This is a genomic window from Methanolobus profundi, from assembly GCF_900114835.1.
Classification (GTDB): domain Archaea; phylum Halobacteriota; class Methanosarcinia; order Methanosarcinales; family Methanosarcinaceae; genus Methanolobus; species Methanolobus profundi.
In genome coordinates, this window is sequence record NZ_FOUJ01000001.1 from 827,392 (window position 1) to 847,566 (window position 20,175).

Below are 20,175 nucleotides of genomic sequence, written 5' to 3' on the forward strand. Positions count from 1 at the left end.
CATTTTTGGCAGTTCTTTTGAACAAGTGTCCTTATATGGTAAATTATAAATAATGGAACCTCAGTATATGACTTCCGTCTACTAATTAATATTACAATTTCAACTACATGGAGCCTCCACAATGAAACTGCCTTTACCTATCAAGCATGCATTGATCGAAACAATGATCACCAAGTATATTGAGGACAACTCAGCTTCAAGGATAAGTGAAGAACCTCTTACCTATTCGGTCCCGGTTTCCAGCATTCTGGAAAGTGCCAGTGATTTTGGCCTCACCACAGATGATGTCAAGGCTACTGTCGATGAGAATCAGGGTTCCCTTTCATACAGCGAGGATCCTGAGGTTCTGGAATTCATCTCACCTTTGACAAGGAGTTGTGACCGCTACAATGAATGCTTTGATTACATCAAAGAGAACACATCATCCAATGCTAAGTTCGTCATTGAATACGACCCTGCGATAAAGGAGTCACTTATCTATCACTTCCTTTCAGGATCAATCGTCATGATAGTGCCTGATAGCATGACCAGTCTTTCCCAGCTCAACTTTGCCCTAATGGCCGGTGGAAGCAAGCTTCGTGCGATAATGGACAAATTAGGTGGCGGCTGGGTATATGTGTTCCCGAAATATATCATGGAATATATGGAATGTGGTAAGACGTCTGCAAAAGAGACCAATGTCCAGATGGTGCTTGCAAGTTATATGGCAGACATGTTCCCTGATGCCTGAATAAGATCATCAATATCTCAGTAAGATGGACTGCTCAAAAAGCAGTTCATCCCATTTCTGTATCATGATCGAACTGCCAGTTCACCCCGAACTTATCAGTAACATATCCATAGAGCTCGCTCCAGAACATTTCCTGTAGCTCCATGCTCACAGTACCTTCTTCCTTGAGCTTGTTGAACATCGATCTCAACTTCTCTTTATCATCGCTCAGGATAACCAGGCTGACATTATTACCAACGGTCAATGGCATTCCAGGTGGCACATCGGAGAACATTATAGTATTTCCCTCGATCTCCAGAGATGTATGCAATACCAGGTCCTCCATTTCCCCGCTCACATGGAAATCAGCATCATCCGGCATATCCCTGTAGAACATTATCTCTGGTTCCTCTGTTTCGAAAACCTCTTCATAGAATCTAACAGCTTCAAGACAGTTCCCATCAAAATTTATATAGGCTTGTATAGGCATTTGAACGACTCCCACAGTTTATTAGTTCAATATCACTAAAAGTCCAATACTGAATGTGTCTTTCATTGGATTATAACATTACCTTTGGAGATGATCAGGGTATATTATGGAAAACATAATGTGGAGATCCATCTGTGATCTTACTGACTTTAACGCACAATCCCTAAATACAACATTCTCTAAATAACAAGAAGGAGGTTGTAGAATTTGTTTTCATCAATAGTGATACTTATTATTTGTCTGGTGGGATTTGCAGCAATTCACAGTTTACTGGCAAGTCTGCCCTTTAAGCGTTTCATCAGGCGGTCCTTAGGCTCGAAGGCCGATGGTCTATACATGCCTGTTTACAACCTTATTGCAGTTATAACCATTATTCCGCTGGTGTACCTGCTCTATAAGAACCCGGGTGAGTTCCTGTATATAGTTCCATCTCCATGGAAATGGTTCATGGTAGGTGGTCAGATCATCGCTGCTATTATAGGTCCAAGAGCATTGAGAGATGCACCACAACGGTTCCAGTTAAGAAGACAGTTATCTGCACCAAGCACATCTGAAGCAGGTCCTCTTGATATACACGGTGTCTATCGATGGATAAGAGATCCTTTTCTGTTCTCAGGACTTGTCATTATGTGGCTTACTCCATTCATGACCACTAATCTGCTCATCATATACTTCCTGACAACAATTTACCTGATCATGGGTTCCCTTCACTGGGAAAGCAGATTGGTTGCACAGTTCGGTGATGAATATCGTGAATATCAGAAGAATGTCCACAGGATCGTTCCACGTCTGAAAGCTTACTATAAGAATTAATTGTCAAAGGGAACAATTGAAGAAAAAGAGAATGGATGATCACAAAAGTGGTCTTCCAATTCCGTGTTAAATAGTTATTGTAGAAAAATTAAGCTACTTCGCCAAATGCGAACTTGCGCATTACTTTTGTAACCTTAATGGTTACTTCGTCACCAACAGTGGTGTTTGGCACGAAAACAACAAATCCGCTTACTCTTGCGATTCCGTCGCCTTCTCTTGCAATATCTTCAATAGTTACATCGTAGCTTTCTCCAGCTTCTACTGGAGCAGTTGAATCATTGTTAAACAAATATTTCACGTCCTTTAAGATTAGCTTAAAAGAAACAAAACCCATTGGTCAGAATACGAAAAAACAGTAAAAACAGTTAGTGTAATACTATCTAAACCTATTATTATCAAATTAGTTAAAGCCTCTAAAAGCAACCTTAACACGCTGGGATGCTATATATAACTGTTCCTATACTTATGTGTATATTTCATTTCTGTCTCTTCCAAAAAACATATACATTTTGATCGCTTATTTGCAGGCGATACTTATGATGCACGAAGAAAGAAGCAAAACCTCAGAAAGTACCTTGAACATGAAAAGAGCTATCGATTCTTTAAGAGAGGAACTTGAAGCCGTTGACTGGTACAACCAGAGAGCAGATGCATGTACAGATGAGAACCTCAAGAAGATACTCATTCACAATGCAAATGAAGAGAAAGAACATGCTGCTATGCTCCTTGAATGGATCAGACAGCACGACGATGCTTTCTCCAAAGAGCTCAAAGAATACCTTTTCGCTGAAGAAGCAGACATAGCAAGCCTTGAAGAATAAAGGCTTTACTCTTTTTTATTTTTGGAGCAATATTGTGTTGTTCTCCTGACCAATGTTACATTAAATAACTGTGTTTTTCTATATTTTACTATGGATATCTTTAGCGATGCTAGAACATCATATATAAAGAACTTCAAAACAGATCGACTAAAAACTAAATTCGGGACTGAATATTGATAAAATATAGAAATAAATAAAATAAAGAGAACAAAGATCAATTGTTCCCTTATTCACGTTCTTTTGAGCTCATATACTTCCCGCAGATGCCATCTTTTTATCGATGTAGCTTACTGCCGGCCTGTGCAGGTCGATGTCAAGTGCTTCCTTGAGCACCTCTTCTATGGTCTCTACAGGTACGAATTTGAGCTCGTTCCTTACATCCTCAGGTACATCTTCAAGATCTCTCTCATTCTCTTTTGGAAGGATGACCTTCTTTATACCTGCTCTGTGAGCCGCCAGGACCTTTTCTTTGATACCACCTACGGGCAGTACAGCACCACTAAGTGTGATCTCACCTGTCATGGCAAGCTTCGGATCCACTGCCTTCCCGGTGATAAGGGAAGTGATCGCAGTGAAGAGTGTCACACCTGCTGATGGTCCGTCCTTTGGTGTAGCACCGGATGGCACATGGATATGGATATCACTAGCAGTGAAATCAAAGGCTGTTGCAGTGCCTGCAAGCCGTGACCGTGCCAGACTCATAGAGATATGTGCTGATTCCTTCATTACATCACCAAGCTGACCTGTGAGTGTAAGCTTTCCTTTTCCGGGCATGAATGTCCCTTCTATGAAAAGGATGTCACCACCAACAGGTGTCCATGCAAGTCCTGTGACCACGCCGGGTACATTTTCCTTTCTTGCATCATCCTGACGGACCAGTTCTTTTCCAAGGACCTCTTTGAGCATATCTGCCTTGATGACGTATGGAAGCTCAGCATTTCCAGATACGATCTTCTCGGAGACGAACCTTGCAGCCCTTGCAAGTTGTTTCTTCAGTCCACGGACACCAGCCTCACGGGTGTATCTCTCGATCATCAGTTTCAGGGCATCATCCTCTATTCTCAGCTTTTCAGCGTCAAGACCATGGTCCTCCAGTATAAGAGGGATCAGGTGGTCTTTTGCGATATCAAGTTTCTCATTCTTGGTATAGCCGGATATCTCGATGATCTCCATCCTGTCACGCAGTGGTCCCGGGATGTTCGCCAGTGAGTTAGCAGTAGCTATGAAGAGCACCTCGGAAAGGTCATATGGCACTTCAAGATAGTGGTCAGAGAACGTATTGTTCTGTTCCGGGTCAAGTACTTCAAGAAGGGCACTTGCAGGATCACCTGAATGGGATGATGAAAGCTTGTCGATCTCATCAAGGATGAACACAGGATTCTTTGTCCCTGCCTTCCTGATACCCTGTACGATCCTTCCCGGCATTGCGCCGATATAGGTCTTTCTGTGTCCTCTTATCTCGGCCTCGTCCCTGACACCACCAAGGCTCACGCGTACATATTCCCTACCAAGGGCATCTGCAATGCTTTTACCAAGACTTGTCTTTCCGGTTCCTGGCGGACCTGTGAAGAGAATGATCGAACCCTGCTTTTCATGCTTCAGTTTCATTACGGCAAGATGCTGTATGATCCTCTCCTTGACCTTTTCAAGACCATTGTGATTACTTTCAAGCACATTACGGGCCTGCTCGATGTCAATGCTCTTTCTTTCTGTGACATCCCATGGGAGGTCCAGCAGGAGGTCCAGATAGTTCCTGATCACATTGCTCTCTGGATTGTGGTCCCCTCCGGTCTCAAGCTTCCTGAGCTCGGAAAATGCCTTCTTCTTAACATCTTCGGGCATGCCGGAACGTTCGATCCTGTCCTTGTAATTAGCTTCACCTGACTCAGGGTCATCGAACTCATGAAGTTCTTCCTGGATAACCTTGAGCTGTTCACGCAGCATTGCTTCTCTGTGTGTTCTGTTTACCTTTTCAGCAACCTTTTTAGCTACCTCTATCTGGATATTGATATTCTCCTTCTGGTTGGTCAGGACATAGAGGAATGTAAGATAACGTTCGCGCACTGAGACCGTTTCAAGCAGGTCCTGCTTGTCCTTTACCTCGATCGGCATAAAAGGCATCACATAGCCCATGATCTGGTCTACGGAATCCATTTTGTCAATTGGTTTGGTAAATGTCTCTGAGCTCTTGAAGCGTTCACTAATCTCGTAGATCATCTTTTTGATATCCTTCAGGATAACTTCCCGAAGTCCCTCATCAAGGTCATCTACATCCTGGACATGTTCGTATGTCGTATAGAACATCCCGTCCTTCTTGTAAATAGAAGTTGACCTTACTCTCTTCACAGACCTTGCAAACACAACATAACCTTCATCTGCAGGCAGTATTGATATTATTTCCAGAAGGTTACCTGTCTTGTAGAGTGTCTCTTCGGAGAGGTCCGATAGTTGGGTCCCGTCTTTCATGGTGAGCCCGACCGCATACGCGGTGCCTTCTTCTTCCATCATTGAAAGAAGGACCTGCCCTGTCTTTTTGTCAGCCAGGAATTTTGTCTTGCTCTCAGGGTATATCACTATCTCAGAAAGTCTGATAACTATACTTTCTGTTCCGTTTTCTGTTGCTTGTGGGTACATTGTTTCTCGTCTTGGGTGTTAATAAGTTAGTTAGCCTTTACCTAATCATTGAGATATAAAAAAATCATCTCACCTTTCCTAAGATCCCGATAAGGGTTGACATCTCATTTTCATCAAGTGAAAATGCCATTCTTTCAGTCAGTTTCAATAAAGCGATCTGTTCACGCCGACAAATGGTCTGCCCTTTATCGGTCAGGCATATGTAGTAGGTCCTGCCATCAACGGGGGATCTTTTTTTGTAAACATATTCCATACGGATAAATTTGTTGATCATTTCTGAAATTGTGGGTTTGGAGTTACGTGTGATCTCAGCAAGTCTGCTGAATGTGATCTCCCCATGCTCATCAATGACCTGCAGGTATCTTACCTGTTTTATGGTTATGTCCGGTGATCCGCATTCACAGAGGACATCAGAAGAGCACTGGTTCTTGATATTCAGTAATTTTTCAAAAACTGTAAATAATTGCTCTTTTTCCTCCATTGTAGATCGTCCGTGTAGTTAGTTAGGCTTTACCTAAATATATACTTGTTGGTTAGCAAACATTTATCGTAAAAAGAAAAAAGAGAGTTCATGGCTTACTTTAAAGCCATAGAACGCACTCGAAATACAATCTTTTGCTATCAGCCAGAGATACTTAGCTCTGCCTCTTCGAGCACCTGGGACAACTGGTCGAGTATCTCTTCCACTTTATCCATCTCTTCACCATAACCTGCCCAGTCACCATCTGCAAGATATTCCTGTGCTCTGTCATAGTGGTCCAGTGCCTGTTGTGCAAGTTCCTTTGCAGTCTCCGGTACTCCGGTCTCCTGCTCTGTATCATCTTCCACAACACTGATCCTGCCTTCAACAAGCATTTGCAGTGATTCATGCAGATCCTCTCCCATAACGACCTTCTGCCCGGAGGAGACCACAACTCTTCTGAGCTCAGGGATCTCAGATTCCTCGGCACTGATGAATATCGGTTCTGTGTACAGTATGGAATTACCTATAGGTACTACCAGCAGATTACCTCTGATAACCCTGGAACCTGTCTGTCCCCATAGGGTCAGTTGTTCAGAGATATCCGGATCCTGGTCGATCCTGGACTCGATCTGTGTAGGTCCGTAGATCAGCTCTCCCTTTGGAAGCTCGTAGTGTTTGAGCTCACCGTAGTTAGGCTCGTCACATCTGGCTGCTATCCAGGCGATCATGTTCTCCCTGTTCCTTGGTGTAAATGGCTGCAAAAGGACGTATTCCAGTCCTCCGTCATCGGGGAGCTTGGTGATCATGTAATATGGTTCCATTTCAATACTGGTTCCCCTGTACACTTCTCTGGGTATCTCCCATGCATCCTCTTTGTTGTAGAATGTCTCAGCATCCTTCATGTGATAGTTCTCATACAGGTCCATCTGTACCTTGAAGAAATCCTTGGGATAACGTATGTGTTCCTGAAGTCCTTCCGGCATCTCGCTGAAAGGTTTGAACAGGTCCGGGAATATCTTTGAATAGGTATTGATCACAGGTTCGTCTTCCATGACATAGAAGTCAACCGTCCCGTCATAGGCATCAACAACGACCTTCACGGAATTACGGATATAATTGATGTCATAGAACTTTTCACCATAATAGCTCTCAGAATATGGATATTTGTCTGCCGTTGTGTATGCATCGATCATCCAGTAAACCTTTCCTTCATAGATCACAGGGTATGGATCGCTGTCATATTCAAGGAATGGGGCTATGGTCTGTGCCCTGTCTACTATCTGTCTGTGGTACATCAGTCTGGAACTGTCATCCACATATTCGCTCAATATGAAATTGGATTCGCCGAATGAGTAAGCATATATAAGTCTCTTTACGAACGAGTCCAGCAGTATGCCGCTCTTCCCATCATATTGTGTGAAAACGTTCTGGCCTTCCTTAGGATAATCGAATTCCTCTTTTCCGGTATCAGCTATTTTATAGTCGGTTGTTATCTCCCCGTAGTATATACGTGGATTATCGACGGTGAACTCACCTGTAGGCGGGATATCCTGTAGCACGAACTCTGGTCTTCCGTCATCGGTCTTTGTACTTACCGGGTTCATAACTATGCCGAAACCATGTGTATAGACCAGACGTTCGTTCACCCATGTCCTGGCCTCAGGTGCAAGTTGCATGGTGTCAAGTTCCCTTGCAGATATCATGTACTGCTGGTAACCTTCGTCCATAATGTAGCGATCAGTGTCCACATCATTGAATGTATAATAGGTTCTGATCTGCTGGAGCTGTTTGTATGTTTGTTCAAGGGCTCTGCGGTCCCATATCCGTATATTATCCGTGATATGGGTATTGTTCTCCAGTTCTTCTGCAGTGAGGTCGGTATTAGCCTCAAATGGGCTTTCTTCGATATCCGAAAGTCCAAATGCTGTTCTAGTGTAATTGATATTGTATTCCAGATATTGTTCTTCAAGCTGGATCTCTGTTGGCTCTACCTTGAACTGCTGATAGAGTCCAGGTACCATAGAACTTGTCACCATGAAGAGAAGGACAAGGAATATACTTGCCATGGGTATATTCACGTTCTTCAGCTTTATGTTGGCTATTAGAGCTATGGATGCCAGGAAGGACAGTGCTGTGAGTATATTGAAAAGGGGAAGTCTGACATGCACATCAGTATACCCTGCACCGGCAACCACTCCCTGCTGTGATAAAAGTATGTCATACCTGTCCAGGAAGAATCCGAACGCGATCAGTACGAACATAAAGGCAAGGAGTGCAGAAAGATGAACAAGCACCCTCTCGGGTACAATATCCTTCAGACTTCCTGTCTGGTAAAGGAAATAAGACTCTTCTGTATTGTCTATCTCGATCGCATCTAATCTGAGGACAGACTGAAGCCTCACTGCATAGAGGATCACTGTCATTATGATAGCAATGACAGTAAGGGTCATGAGAACACCGCGGATCATATGGATGAAAGGTAGCTGGAACACATAGAAGCCGATGTCATTCATGAGTATCGGATCATCTATGCCAAAGGCTGTACTGTTCAGATAGAGCAGGATCGTTCTCCAGCTGGTGCTGAATCCCAGACCGAACAGAAGCGAAAATGCCCCAATGAGTATCAGTATAGCTGTGCTGTCAGTATTGCTGTATGCAATATTCTTGTCTTCAAGTATCTTTTTCACCGTGTTCCCTGCATGCTTTGCATTGAAGTAAAGGAAGATGAAAGCAAGCAGAAATCCGGGTATTATTGTAATAATTTTCCATTGTAATATCGTTGTAAAAACGGACGTGTATCCTATCATGTCGAACCAGAGATAATCTGTGTATATCCCTACGAATGGTCCGATACCAAAGAAGAACGCCACGATAAGGAAAAAAACGATTCTAATATCTTTCATAAAGCACCCCGTTACTAAATGTGAAGTCTATGTTATATCTATTGCACGCTTAACCCGGGAAGAGAACTGTGTTTTTTGCAGGTATTATCTTTTTATTTTCGATGCTGGGGATATTTCTTCAGATGCCGGTAATTATCAAAGACAAACGATGGTGGTAAATGTATTGAAAGGTAATTATCTGTGAACTATGTTCAATAAAGGTCATTTGATCAATTAGAATGATCTCAATTGGGGAAAATATGTCAGTTGAAGAGAATATAACCGAGGTCCTGCAAGAACTGGGAAACACAAAACTGGTCTGTGTCACAAAAACAGTGGACCCTGAAAGGATAAATGAGGCTATCAAAGCCGGAGCTACGATAATTGGTGAGAACAGGGTCCAGGAGTATGAAGAAAAGTATGCTTCACTTCTCCCTTCTGAAAGGCACCTGATAGGACATTTGCAGACCAATAAGGTCAAAAAGGCAGTTCAGTTCTTTGATGTTATCCAGTCAGTGGACTCGCTCAAGGTAGCACAGGAGATCGATAAGAGAGCTGAGGAAGCAGCTAAGGTCCAGAATATCTATCTTCAGGTCAACATAGGCGCTGAGCCACAGAAATATGGATTCATGCAGAATGAGATAGAACAGGCAATTGAAGAGATTGCTTCACTGAACAATGTTCGGGTCACAGGTATGATGTGTATTCCTCCTTATGTTCCATCTGAACAGGCACGCCTCTATTTCAGGAAAATGAAGGGTCTTTTTGATGAGCTCAAAGCTTCTACCCAGGAAGGATATGATAATATCGACCTTCAGGACCTTTCCATGGGAATGTCCGGTGACTATAAGGTTGCGATCGAAGAAGGAGCAACTATTGTCCGAATAGGTTCTGCGATATTTGGGAGCAGGAAATAAGATAATTCCTGCTCATTTTGCTACTTTATCTAATGTGCTCTGTAACCATTCTGAAATTCAATTTATCAATTCATCCCTGTTCTTATACAGGTACCACATTCCCCAAAGTCCATATAGTGCGATCAAAGGAAGGACAATTGAATATGAAACATATTTATCCGCACTCAGATAGAAAGTATCCCTGCCAATGAAGATGGCTGCCAGACTGACGATCGCCAATAGACAGTGATCGCCATGGCTGCGAACATTGAGTACAGGCCCCAGTCCATTCTTTTTAGCAATCCGATAATTCCTATGATCAATAGTGGAATATACAATATGGTATCTGCAAATGCAAACCCATTTGCCCAGGCTATACCAACTTCACCGACCTCTTCTACAGATTCCTGTAATCCCAGTGAGACCGTCATGTCGTAGTCTATCAGTGAGAATGTCTGACCTGAAAGAAATAACAATGTCAGTATTATGCCTATGGAGAGAAACAACCAGAAAACGGTCTTATTTATTGTATGTTTATCGTGTTCACTACCATCTTCGCCCATTTGATACCCAGCTCCCGTTCGATGCAAGGATGCATGAATGAACCATCCTTATCATCTATACTTGAATTTTGGACGGGATGTGTATTAAATATTTATTAAATAACGCTGCTCTTCAGTGAACCTGTAATGATACCCGGATCAACATTTGATCTCCAGTGCATTGATTATTTTTTCAGTGTTTTCCGGATCATCGAATATAAGACGCAGATTTCCGTTCTTAAAATAGTAGAGTCTCATTATTTCATCAATATGGGATTGACCCGGCTCTACCTTTATTCCTATTGCTTTTGAAGGAGGTGTACTGTTAAGGGTTATATCAACAAGTTTCCCGAGACTTTCAAGACAATCTAGGGATTGTTCGGTATTTTTCAATGCTTTTAATTTAATTACGCTTTTGTTCCTTTTTTCCACTTCCTCTTCTGAGGATACATGGTCAAGAGGAATAAGACGCCTACAATCGCTTTTGATCCGTTTTAGTATATGGTCGTCATTTTGTAGATACTTGCTCTTGATATGTTCAGCTATTTTAAAAGCATCATAGTTTTCCAGACCCTCGATAAATTCCAGAACGCTGTCGTAATCCACAGGTATCTTTAGATCATTATTGCTTTCGATCTGGATTATCTGGTTCAGGAAGATCTCCTTGATGATGTTTATTGGTTTGTTGAGATTCACAGAATCTGTAAAAGGGAACAGGAACAAAGATTGCCGACTGGTGGAAGGGATAACGTTTCCAAGATGAGAATTGATCTCTCTGACTGTGATCTTTGTTTCTCTCTGAGTATTGCACAATAGTTCGATCGTTTCGTTCTGTAAAGAGTATATCGTTTTTCTGAGATCGTTATTGTCTTCGGCCATCAGCCCCCCTCTTGGCATTTAAATTATATATATCTTCACTGAGGAAAGGGCTTCTGTGACTAGTTAGACAGAACAATGAGCAATTAATTCTCTTACTTCAACTATCATATCTCAGTTATCTGTGTTGCATCCTTAAGGTAATGATCATAAAGGTCCTTTCCCCATTTACGCACTTCAGGGCCCATACATATGAGTTGTTTATTGCTGAAATTGCCATCATTGGTCAGTAATCTTAGAAGAAAACCATTATCTGTAACTGTAAGTGATGATATTTCGACGTCTTTATCATATCGGTATATCTTCACATTATCAAAAGAAAGGAAATACTTGCATTCATCAGGCATTTCAGTAATAAGTTTCTCAACAAGTTCCTTGCTATCGATAATATTTATCTGAAGTCCTGCATCCAGGAACATATTAAATCTTGGAATAAAGTCAGGATGCATAAAGGTGAATATGAGATACACAGATATTGATGTAAGAGTTTCCTTTAGATAATTTCTATTCAGATCATGTGCATCCACATGGCCTGGCTCTACAAGAACACAATTCCTTATTTCACCTATCCTTTTCAATAATTCATCAGGCATCGCATCTGTATTGTGGGTTGAAAAGTAGTGTTCATTTTTATCCAGAGTCTCAATAGTATCAAGAAAAGGTCGCATTTCATCCACTATGACCTTTCCAATAGATGTTAGTCCATAATTATCATCTGAGTGGTAAATGAGGCCATGTTTCTCTAACATCCTTATCTGTGGAAGTAATGATTGTCTGCTTGTATCGAGCGTTCCAATGATATGCCTGATGTCTTTATTCCCATCCTGCAATAACAAAAGGGTTCTCTTCCTTTTGTCAGATGCAAATATCACATCTATCAATGTTCTCTTCATTGATGATCAACTTTATTCTATTTTAGTTATCAGAGTAGCATTTTTCCTGTAATGATCATAGAGGTCCTTTCCCCATTGTCGTCCTTTTGATCCCCCGCAGATCAACTGCTTGTTACTGAATTCGTTATTATTGAATAGTAACCTTAAAAGGAACCCTTCATCTGTTACTGTGATCGATGAGATCCCAGGATACTCATCATACTGATAGAACCTTATATTTTCATATCCAAGGAAATGTTTGAACTCCTTATTCCAGCTATCTCTCAATTTCAGGACAAGTTCTTTACTGAAGATTATTTCAATATTCACACCACTATTTGCAAGCTGAGAAAGGATCAAAGGACAGGAAGGATGCATAAAGGTGAATACAAAATATACTTTTCTGGACCTTAGAGCTACCTCAAGATAATCTGCATTCATGTCATGTGAATTGACAATGCTGGGTTCGATTATCGTACAGCCTCGGATATGACTTATTCTTTTCAGGAAAGGCTCCGGGATAGCATCTATGTTATGAGCTTCCAGATAATTGCTGTTCTCATCAAGTGTTTCGATGGTATTCAAAAAAGGTTCCATTTCATCCACTACGATCTTCCCCATACCTGTCAATCCATAGCTGTCATCAGATTGATAGATAAGATGGTGTTCCTTCAAGATCTTCATTTGTGGAAGCAGTGCCTGTCTTGTAGTATCAAGATGTGCAAGTATCAGCTCCATTTCCTGAGGCCCATCATGCAGCATCAAAAGTACATTTTTCCTTTTATCCGATGCAAATATAACATCCAGCAGTTGTTTTTTCTTCAATATCCAACCCTCCGTCCGGTAGGGATACATATGGTGAAAGTGATCAGGTAGTATAGTTAGCCTATAACTAATATTAGATCAAATTGTAAGACCGAACTTGTTCGATAGGTTGTATACATCTAATACACATAAACTTTTACATATAAAATCGCTCTCTTCTGCCTGCTTTTTTACAGCTTATAAAAATAATATTACATACAACCAACAGATATTTGGTATGTATCCAAATTATCCAGAAGATGTCAGATCACTGGAATTAAGATGTATTGGGATAATATGGACCACTGGTCAGAAAGGTGAACCACTGGTCAAAAAGGTAAAAACCGGATGAGAATTTATCAATCTATCTCAATGTCAAATACATTCAAAAGTGAGAGGACTTCGGGAATGGAGAATTTGGTTTTTTGCAGGCGGTTGTTGTTCGGGTCGATCTCATAGTTCTTTGCATTCCTGAACGATGCAAAACTCAGATCAGTGTTACCGAACATGCTATCCATCAGGTCAGAACCATCAAAATTAGCATTTTTCAGGTTTGTATTGACAAGATCACAACCATGTATCTTGCAATTAATGAACTCAGTATTCTCAAGGTCCATATCAGAGAATATAGAATAGGAAAGTAAGCAGCCTTCAAAAGAAAAGCTCAAAAGGAAGTCATTACATTTTGAAATATCCAGACCCATTACTTTACAATCAATGAACCTGACATCCTGGAACCTTGTGTTGTTAAGGTCGATATTTGAAAGATTGCAGTTCTGAAAAACACAATCTATAAACTTTGTATTCTTAAATGATCTCTCTGTGAGATCGAGATCACTGAATGTTTCTCCTTCAAACTCCTGATCCTGATATTCCATGTTCGATAAAAGTTGTTCTTGCCTGATAAAGTTTCTTCATTTTACTTACACGGTTAGTTATACAGAGCCGGAACTATCAGCAGACCTGCCAGAAATGATATCAGGTTACATATGCATGATAAGATCAGAGCTTTTCTTATCCCTATTTTAAGCAAGAAATAATAGATCACAGATTCAACGAGGAATACGAGTGATTCCCCAGCCATCATATTAAGATAATGATCCCTTATGAAGAAAGGCAATACGAACCAAAGATATGGCAGTGTGGCAAAAGAGGCAAATATTCCTGAGAATAGTAACAGGACATCACTTGCCTGGTCTTTATCGATTCTAAGAAAGTGTCTGACAACTATTATGAGGACAGTTGTCTCAATAAAGATGGTCAGGACAAGGGATAGTAAAAATAAAAGCTCATAGTTCATCATTGAACCTCTGTCAACTTCTTATGCAGAACTGAATAGCCTGTTGAAGAAGTGGATAAGAATATCAGAAAAGCTCCTTTCATTACTACTTTGTTTATCCGAAGCTGAAGCATTTTGCTTTGTATCTCTATTTTCAATGATAGCATCTTTAATAACAACGTCTTCCGTTGTATCTACAACAATAGAACCTTCATTCTGCTCAGGCAGAGAACTATTCAACGTCAGTATCATATCAGTGATCTCTGGTTCTTCGAATGTCTTTACCCTCTTTATATCTCCAACATATGTTGATATCCTTTTAGATTCATACAATATCAGACTGTTGTTGTTGAAACCAGCTATAGAGTAGTATCTTGTTTCCTCGTTCAGTGGGTTTGTTACTGCGACCATATCCCAATCCACATTGAGGTCAAAAGTATATCCCGGATGATCGGTCTCTTTTTCAAAGTCGATATTTTCCAGGCCTGAAACATCGAAATATTCCCGTTCAACAGCATATATCGTAAGCTCGTTAGCTTTATAGAACTGTGTCAGGCATTCATCAGTATCGATTAGATAAGGATTCTCGCATTGGATCACAGGTCCCCTGATATATCCCACAAAGACCACATCAGGAAACTCATCTGTGTTGTTGATCATAACATATCTGTGTATACCCTTTGTCCCGGGGAGCATTATATCTGCATCTATGGGCTGTATAAGCATGATCGATACCACAAGTGCGATCATAAGCACAATAATTTTTGATCTTTTCATATCATATCAACAAATAGAAAATATGGCAATTTTATTAAAAAATATTATGGCCATCTCTCCAACAAAGCATAAATACACAGGGACCAATCTAAAAATGTGGATGTTGTGGGTGGTGTTAACTTAGATGCCTGATGACCGGACAATGAAAGTTCTCAGGAACCTTATGAAAAAGCAGAATTTTGCAGTTCTTGCTACCTTTCATGATGATGAACCGTATACCAATCTGGTGGGATTTGCAAGCAGCGATGACCTCAGATACATCTTTTTTGTAACTCCTGTTGCCACAAAGAAATATACCTATCTTCGGGATTCCGGCAAGGCATCCATAATGATAGATAACAGGTCTAACAGGGAGTCTGATCTTAAGGATGCAATAGCAGTGAATGCTACCGGTACGGTAACAGAGGTTGAAAAAACGAAGGAATTCAGGGAAATATATCTTAGAAAACATCCTTATCTTACTGATTTCCTGGAATCACCATCATCAGCCATGATGAGAATGGAGGTACACAGGTATATCATCGCCAGCCGGTTCCAGAATGTTGTGGAGATAGATATGAGATGAAGGAACTCGTCATTCCAATGGAGAACATACAGGAAGAACATCGTGATCTCATAGGTTCAAAGGCATTCTCACTTCATTCCATATTCCATATCGGTTTTAATGTTCCCTCATACATCTGTATCACTACAAATGCCTATGAAAGGTATCTGAACTCAAGTTCTCTTAAAGGAAGGATCATACTGGAGCTTTCCAGAAAAGACATTAGTGATATGCGCTGGGAAGAGATGTGGGATACCTCTCTTAGGATCAGGAACATGTTCCTCAACACGCCGATCCCCAATTCACTTGCCAGTGATATCCGGAAATATATTGCTGAACGCTTCACTGATACACCGGTGGTTGTCAGATCATCAGCGCCCGGAGAGGACTCATCCCAGACATCCTTTGCAGGGCTTCATGAATCCTATGTCAACATTAGAGGAACTGAGGCAATACTGGAACATATAAGGCTCGTGTGGGCTTCCCTGTGGTCCGATGCAGCTATCCTCTACAGGAAAGAACTAGGACTTGACATAAAGCATAGTAAAATGGCTGTCCTTGTCCAGGAACTCATTGCAGGTGATGTTTCAGGGATAATCTTCAGCAGCAGTCCTGAGAACAAAGAACAATTGGTCATCGAGGCCATACATGGTCTTAATAAAGGACTTGTGGATGGAGATATAGAACCTGACAGGTGGTCGATCGACAGGAGAACAGCATCGATCGATCAATATTCCAGTCCATCTGGTCGCAATAGGATCGTGCATCTCAGGGATTCAGGAACATCCCTTGAAAGTTCCTCTGATGAACTATCTCGTACTGTCCCTTTAGATGAGACCGAGATTCACAGGCTACATAGTATAGCAATGGAACTGGAAAGCTCATTCGGACATCCACAGGACATCGAGTGGACAAAAAAGGATAATGAGCTATATATCCTGCAGTCAAGACCAATAACAACTGCAGATGATGAAGAAAAGCTCTGGTATCTTTCTCTCAGAAGGAACATGAATAACCTGAAACAGCTTCGCCTGAAGATAGAGAACGAACTTATCCCGGAGATGATAGAGGATGCCAGGATCCTTGGTTCTGTTGATACAGGATCAATGAACAATGAAGAGCTTGCCGGGGAAATAATACGGCGAAAAGAACTTTATGATAACTGGGATAAACGATATACTGATGAGTTCATTCCTTTTGCCCACGGAATGCGACTTTTCGGTCAGGTCTATAATGATATGGTAAGACCATCTGACCCATATGAGTTCATGGGGCTTCTTTCCGGTTCAGGATTGCTGAGCATTAAAAGGAACAAAAGACTTGGCCAGATGGCAGATATTTTAAGGACCGATCCATCTCGTTTTGATAAAATAATGGCTGGTTCCATTGATGACTCTTTTGAAAAAGAGATCGATACTTTTCTGGAAGATTTCGGTCATTCTGGTTCCATAGGGAACAGAGATGAGTTGTTAAAGCTCATAACGGAAATGGCTTCAAGACCTGAAAAGAAGATCCCGGTAGAAAGCGGTCATAGTGATGTGGAAGAAAAGTTCTTTTCTTCGTTCCCTGAAAAGGACCGGGCATTTGCTGAAGAACTACTGGATATTGGACGTATAAGTTATCGCCTGCGTGATGACGATAATATCTATCTTGGCAGAATAGAGCATCAGTATCTTTTGTCACTGGACGAGGCAAAGCGAAGGCTTGCAGACAGAATAGAAGGTCCTGAAATATCAAACGATATTGAATTACAGGAGATACTGAAAGCGCTTAACAACGAAACATATGTTCCTGTGATCAGTAAGATGGATGAGAACAAGAAGACTGGTTCAGACAGTAAGCTTTTCAAAAGGCAGATACAGGGTCAACCGGCAGGAAAAGGACTTGTCACCGGTATTGCACATGTGATCGACGATAACAAGGAGCTCTTCAACGTAAGATCAGGTGAGATACTAGTCTGTGATGCGATCGATCCGAACATGACCTTCATCGTACCCATCGTAAGCGGAATTGTAGAACGTAGGGGTGGGATGCTGATTCATGGTGCTATCATTGCAAGAGAATATGGCATTCCATGTGTGACAGGTATACCCGATGCGACCATGGTGATAATGAATGGTGATGAGGTCACAGTGGATGGTTATCTGGGGATCGTCACAATAAAGAGGAAGTGATATTTTGGTGTCGAACACTCTATTCTGGCTATATCTTATCAACTCTGTTCTGCTTATCGACCATGAGATAGATTCTGCCTATTGGGAAGAATGGAATATTTTCAAACTCCCCGGTGGGATCACTGGATTTCTGCTGATACACATACCTGTACTCTTCTTTGTTCTTTATGGACTGGTCCTTGTATTCCAACAGTCATACACAGGTCTGATATTCTCACTTATCCTCAGTTTTTCAGGGTTATTTGCATTCACGGCTCACATGTATTTCATTAAAAAAGGAAGGGAAGAATTCAAAACCCCGATGTCAATGTTCATCCTTTCGGCAACTCTGGTGGTCTCCATTATACAGCTAGTCCTCACTGTAAAACAGCTTTTCAACATCTAAGGGACAAAAACTACAAATCGGATGTGAACGAAGTCCTTCAGAGAATATCATGGACAAAGACAAAAAACCTTCAATTAAAGTCGTTAAGGACGGACCGTTCATTGTTAAGGACCTTAAGACACTTCGAAACTCAAAGAGCGTATTCATTGAGACAGTGCCTGTAATGGCATTATGCAGATGTGGGGATTCAAATAATAAACCATTCTGTGATGGTACACACACAAGTAGTGGTTTTTCAGGTGAAAAGGAAGAGGGACGTGTTCCTGATAAAGTGGACTCTTATGTAGGTAAAAATATAACCGTCCATCATAACAAGGGAGTTTGCTCTCATATAGGTCATTGTATACTGAAATTACCAGAAGTGTTCAGAAAAGGTCAGGTTCCCTGGGTAGATACCGAGGGAGCAACACCTGAAGAGATCGCAAAGGTCATCAGGACATGTCCATCAGGAGCATTGAGCTATACGATCAATGATGAACTACACAAGGATTATCCTCATGAACCGGAGATGTTCCTTGTTAAGAATGGTCCCTATCATGTTGTTGGTGGGATAGAACTGGAAGACCCGGATGGATCAGAACCAGAGACCATGGACCATTATTCGCTTTGCAGATGTGGTTCTTCAAAGAATAAGCCATTCTGTGATGGTACTCATATAGAAAAAGAGTTCAAGGACAGGATCAACTAAAAATTTCCTGTCGCTTTGTTTTTTGTCTTATGCTTATCGAACCTTAAAATATTCTCTTCATCTTTGAGACCACATTGTCAGATATGATGTGGACTTCCATTGACAGGACCATTCCTGCTGTGACCGCTACGATGAAACTGGATGGAATGCTGTGCAGGTCTATTCCTCCAAGCAGGAGCAATGCAGCAACTATGATCGCCAGGTTCAGTACAATTGTTAAAGGTCCAATGATAGGATTATGTGAGAATCCCCTGTGTTTGAATATGACCTTGTAGGGCCACCACAGGAATTTAAGGATGCCCCATCTTTTGTACGGTTTACTGTTTATATCGAGATCCGGACTTAGATAGAATGTTGCGAAAAGGTATGCTAGTGCAAATACCAGCAACATGTAAATGTCCAGATATTCTGCAACTGGAGCTATCTCTTTCCACATAATGTAGTAAAGACCCGACATTAGTGCTAAGAGTACGGCAGTATTTATTCTGTCATGTGTTTTTACTTCTGGCATTATTCATTCATCCCCTGAATTTGAATAATAGAGTCTTCTTACTCTTTTTTATGTAAGTTCGATAAATGAGTGCAGATATATTTTTGTATTGTGGTCTTAAATGGTCTGATCTGGATATAATTCATGATCATCAGGAACATTGCACAAAACCTAATAATCAGCAGGATATTATTATCCGATAATGAAAAAAGAAGATCATCTGGTTTTTAGGAATTGGTTCGATGAGTATGTAAGATCGTTCTATTCAGATGACCCTTTAGTTCAACAGAACATCATTCTCAAAGAGGAACACAGTATCAGGGTCTGTGAGAATGCTTCGCTTATTGCTCTTTCTGAAAAGGTTGATGAAACAAACTATTCTCTTGCCATGACGATCGCTCTTTTTCATGATATTGGCCGCTTTGAGCAGTTCAGTAAATATAGGACATTCAGGGATACAGAATCAGAGAACCATGCAACACTTGGTGTAAAGGTGCTTAAAAGAGAAGGTGTGCTATCGAATATTTCCAGAGAGGATAGAAGAACCATTCTGCTTGCGATCGCAGAACATAACAGGTTCATGATAACCGGCAACCTTGATGAGAGAACTCTCTTTCATGCAAAGCTCATAAGGGATGCAGATAAACTGGATATCTATAAGGTTCTGGTCGACCAGGTGAATTCTAACACAACAAATCCTGCTCTTTATCTGGGCTTTCCTGACACAGAAGAATATTCTCCTGAGATCGTACAGGAGATACTAGACAATAAGGTTGCGAGTGTGAAGCATGTCAGAACATGTAATGACATGAACCTAACACGTCTTGCATGGGTATTCGATATTAATTTCGTTGAAACCATGAAGCTGCTCAGGGAACGGAAATATATCGATGATCTGATAGCCACATTACCTGAGAATGATGAGATATTGTCCCTGCATGCTCATTTGAATGAATATATGGCCTCTGTTCTGGAAAATAACGAATGTAGTACCAAAACACCTAAGTAAAGTAGGCTACTCGGTCGTACCAGAACA

At 41.2% G+C, this 20,175-nt stretch carries 22 protein-coding genes; 9 read left to right on the forward strand and 13 right to left on the reverse strand.

Annotated elements, in window-relative coordinates:
- Positions 1 to 121: 121 nt before the first annotated feature.
- Positions 122 to 730, forward strand: a complete 609-nt coding sequence (locus BM008_RS03815; RefSeq protein ID WP_091933374.1) for a hypothetical protein — start codon at positions 122 to 124, stop codon at positions 728 to 730.
- 46 nt (positions 731 to 776) lie between these two features.
- Here the strand turns inward: BM008_RS03815 and BM008_RS03820 are convergent, their stop codons facing one another.
- Complete coding sequence (locus tag BM008_RS03820; protein ID WP_091933377.1) at positions 777 to 1,199, reverse strand: VOC family protein; 423 nt, start codon at positions 1,197 to 1,199, stop codon at positions 777 to 779.
- Between the two features lie 207 nt (positions 1,200 to 1,406).
- Here BM008_RS03820 and BM008_RS03825 point away from each other — a divergent pair, with 207 nt between their 5' ends.
- On the forward strand, positions 1,407 to 2,012 hold the full coding sequence (locus tag BM008_RS03825; protein WP_091933379.1) for a methyltransferase family protein: 606 nt from the start codon (positions 1,407 to 1,409) through the stop codon (positions 2,010 to 2,012).
- A gap of 88 nt (positions 2,013 to 2,100) precedes the next feature.
- Here the strand turns inward: BM008_RS03825 and BM008_RS03830 are convergent, their stop codons facing one another.
- The gene (locus BM008_RS03830) at positions 2,101 to 2,301 is read right to left on the reverse strand and encodes a TRAM domain-containing RNA chaperone (RefSeq protein WP_177187974.1); all 201 of its coding nucleotides are present in this window, start codon (positions 2,299 to 2,301) and stop codon (positions 2,101 to 2,103) included.
- 247 nt (positions 2,302 to 2,548) lie between these two features.
- On the opposite strand from BM008_RS03830, the gene BM008_RS03835 reads away from it, so the two are divergent.
- Positions 2,549 to 2,833: a ferritin family protein gene (locus BM008_RS03835; RefSeq protein ID WP_091933385.1), complete on the forward strand. Its 285-nt coding sequence runs from the start codon at positions 2,549 to 2,551 to the stop codon at positions 2,831 to 2,833.
- Between the two features lie 246 nt (positions 2,834 to 3,079).
- Here the strand turns inward: BM008_RS03835 and lon are convergent, their stop codons facing one another.
- The 3 genes from lon to BM008_RS03850 all read right to left on the reverse strand — a co-directional run bounded on the left by lon (position 3,080) and on the right by BM008_RS03850 (position 8,833).
- Positions 3,080 to 5,467, reverse strand: a complete 2,388-nt coding sequence (gene lon, locus BM008_RS03840) for an endopeptidase La (RefSeq protein WP_091933388.1) — start codon at positions 5,465 to 5,467, stop codon at positions 3,080 to 3,082.
- A gap of 64 nt (positions 5,468 to 5,531) precedes the next feature.
- Positions 5,532 to 5,948 (reverse strand): MarR family winged helix-turn-helix transcriptional regulator, encoded by a 417-nt coding sequence (locus tag BM008_RS03845; RefSeq protein ID WP_091933393.1) that lies wholly within the window; start codon positions 5,946 to 5,948, stop codon positions 5,532 to 5,534.
- Positions 5,949 to 6,088: 140 nt separating this feature from the next.
- Positions 6,089 to 8,833 carry a UPF0182 family membrane protein gene (locus BM008_RS03850; RefSeq protein ID WP_091933395.1) on the reverse strand — a complete coding sequence of 915 codons (2,745 nt, stop codon included), beginning with the start codon at positions 8,831 to 8,833 and terminating at the stop codon, positions 6,089 to 6,091.
- A 239-nt stretch (positions 8,834 to 9,072) separates the two neighbouring features.
- On the opposite strand from BM008_RS03850, the gene BM008_RS03855 reads away from it, so the two are divergent.
- Positions 9,073 to 9,729 (forward strand): YggS family pyridoxal phosphate-dependent enzyme, encoded by a 657-nt coding sequence (locus BM008_RS03855; protein ID WP_091934197.1) that lies wholly within the window; start codon positions 9,073 to 9,075, stop codon positions 9,727 to 9,729.
- Between the two features lie 164 nt (positions 9,730 to 9,893).
- On the opposite strand, the gene BM008_RS03860 is transcribed toward BM008_RS03855, so the two are convergent.
- From BM008_RS03860 to BM008_RS03890, 7 genes are all read right to left on the reverse strand, one after another.
- On the reverse strand, positions 9,894 to 10,271 hold the full coding sequence (locus tag BM008_RS03860; RefSeq protein WP_091933398.1) for a hypothetical protein: 378 nt from the start codon (positions 10,269 to 10,271) through the stop codon (positions 9,894 to 9,896).
- Positions 10,272 to 10,409: 138 nt separating this feature from the next.
- The gene (locus BM008_RS03865) at positions 10,410 to 11,129 is read right to left on the reverse strand and encodes a hypothetical protein (protein WP_091933401.1); all 720 of its coding nucleotides are present in this window, start codon (positions 11,127 to 11,129) and stop codon (positions 10,410 to 10,412) included.
- A gap of 104 nt (positions 11,130 to 11,233) precedes the next feature.
- Positions 11,234 to 12,019, reverse strand: coding sequence for a helix-turn-helix transcriptional regulator (locus BM008_RS03870; RefSeq protein ID WP_091933404.1), 786 nt, complete (start codon positions 12,017 to 12,019; stop codon positions 11,234 to 11,236).
- 12 nt (positions 12,020 to 12,031) lie between these two features.
- Entirely contained in the window at positions 12,032 to 12,823 is a 792-nt protein-coding gene (locus tag BM008_RS03875) for a helix-turn-helix transcriptional regulator (protein ID WP_177187953.1), read from the reverse strand.
- A 338-nt stretch (positions 12,824 to 13,161) separates the two neighbouring features.
- Positions 13,162 to 13,680 carry a pentapeptide repeat-containing protein gene (locus BM008_RS03880; RefSeq protein WP_091933409.1) on the reverse strand — a complete coding sequence of 173 codons (519 nt, stop codon included), beginning with the start codon at positions 13,678 to 13,680 and terminating at the stop codon, positions 13,162 to 13,164.
- Between the two features lie 53 nt (positions 13,681 to 13,733).
- Entirely contained in the window at positions 13,734 to 14,105 is a 372-nt protein-coding gene (locus BM008_RS03885) for a hypothetical protein (protein ID WP_143072267.1), read from the reverse strand.
- Positions 14,106 to 14,123: 18 nt separating this feature from the next.
- Positions 14,124 to 14,858, reverse strand: coding sequence for a hypothetical protein (locus BM008_RS03890; RefSeq protein WP_143072268.1), 735 nt, complete (start codon positions 14,856 to 14,858; stop codon positions 14,124 to 14,126).
- 124 nt (positions 14,859 to 14,982) lie between these two features.
- Here BM008_RS03890 and BM008_RS03895 point away from each other — a divergent pair, with 124 nt between their 5' ends.
- Genes BM008_RS03895 through BM008_RS03910 form a run of 4 tightly spaced genes read left to right on the forward strand, consistent with a single transcriptional unit; the run spans position 14,983 to position 18,649 of the window.
- On the forward strand, positions 14,983 to 15,423 hold the full coding sequence (locus BM008_RS03895) for a pyridoxamine 5'-phosphate oxidase family protein (RefSeq protein WP_091933418.1): 441 nt from the start codon (positions 14,983 to 14,985) through the stop codon (positions 15,421 to 15,423).
- Entirely contained in the window at positions 15,420 to 17,576 is a 2,157-nt protein-coding gene (locus BM008_RS03900; protein WP_091933420.1) for a PEP/pyruvate-binding domain-containing protein, read from the forward strand. Before BM008_RS03895 ends, BM008_RS03900 begins: the two co-directional genes overlap by 4 nt.
- A gap of 7 nt (positions 17,577 to 17,583) precedes the next feature.
- The gene (locus tag BM008_RS03905) at positions 17,584 to 17,961 is read left to right on the forward strand and encodes a DUF6713 family protein (RefSeq protein WP_143072269.1); all 378 of its coding nucleotides are present in this window, start codon (positions 17,584 to 17,586) and stop codon (positions 17,959 to 17,961) included.
- A 49-nt stretch (positions 17,962 to 18,010) separates the two neighbouring features.
- Positions 18,011 to 18,649: a CDGSH iron-sulfur domain-containing protein gene (locus BM008_RS03910; protein ID WP_091933425.1), complete on the forward strand. Its 639-nt coding sequence runs from the start codon at positions 18,011 to 18,013 to the stop codon at positions 18,647 to 18,649.
- 43 nt (positions 18,650 to 18,692) lie between these two features.
- On the opposite strand, the gene BM008_RS03915 is transcribed toward BM008_RS03910, so the two are convergent.
- Positions 18,693 to 19,160, reverse strand: a complete 468-nt coding sequence (locus BM008_RS03915; protein WP_091933428.1) for a metal-binding protein — start codon at positions 19,158 to 19,160, stop codon at positions 18,693 to 18,695.
- A gap of 181 nt (positions 19,161 to 19,341) precedes the next feature.
- Here BM008_RS03915 and BM008_RS03920 point away from each other — a divergent pair, with 181 nt between their 5' ends.
- A complete protein-coding gene (locus tag BM008_RS03920; protein WP_091933430.1) occupies positions 19,342 to 20,148 on the forward strand; it encodes an HD domain-containing protein in 807 nt (268 codons plus the stop codon).
- Positions 20,149 to 20,175: the final 27 nt, after the last annotated feature.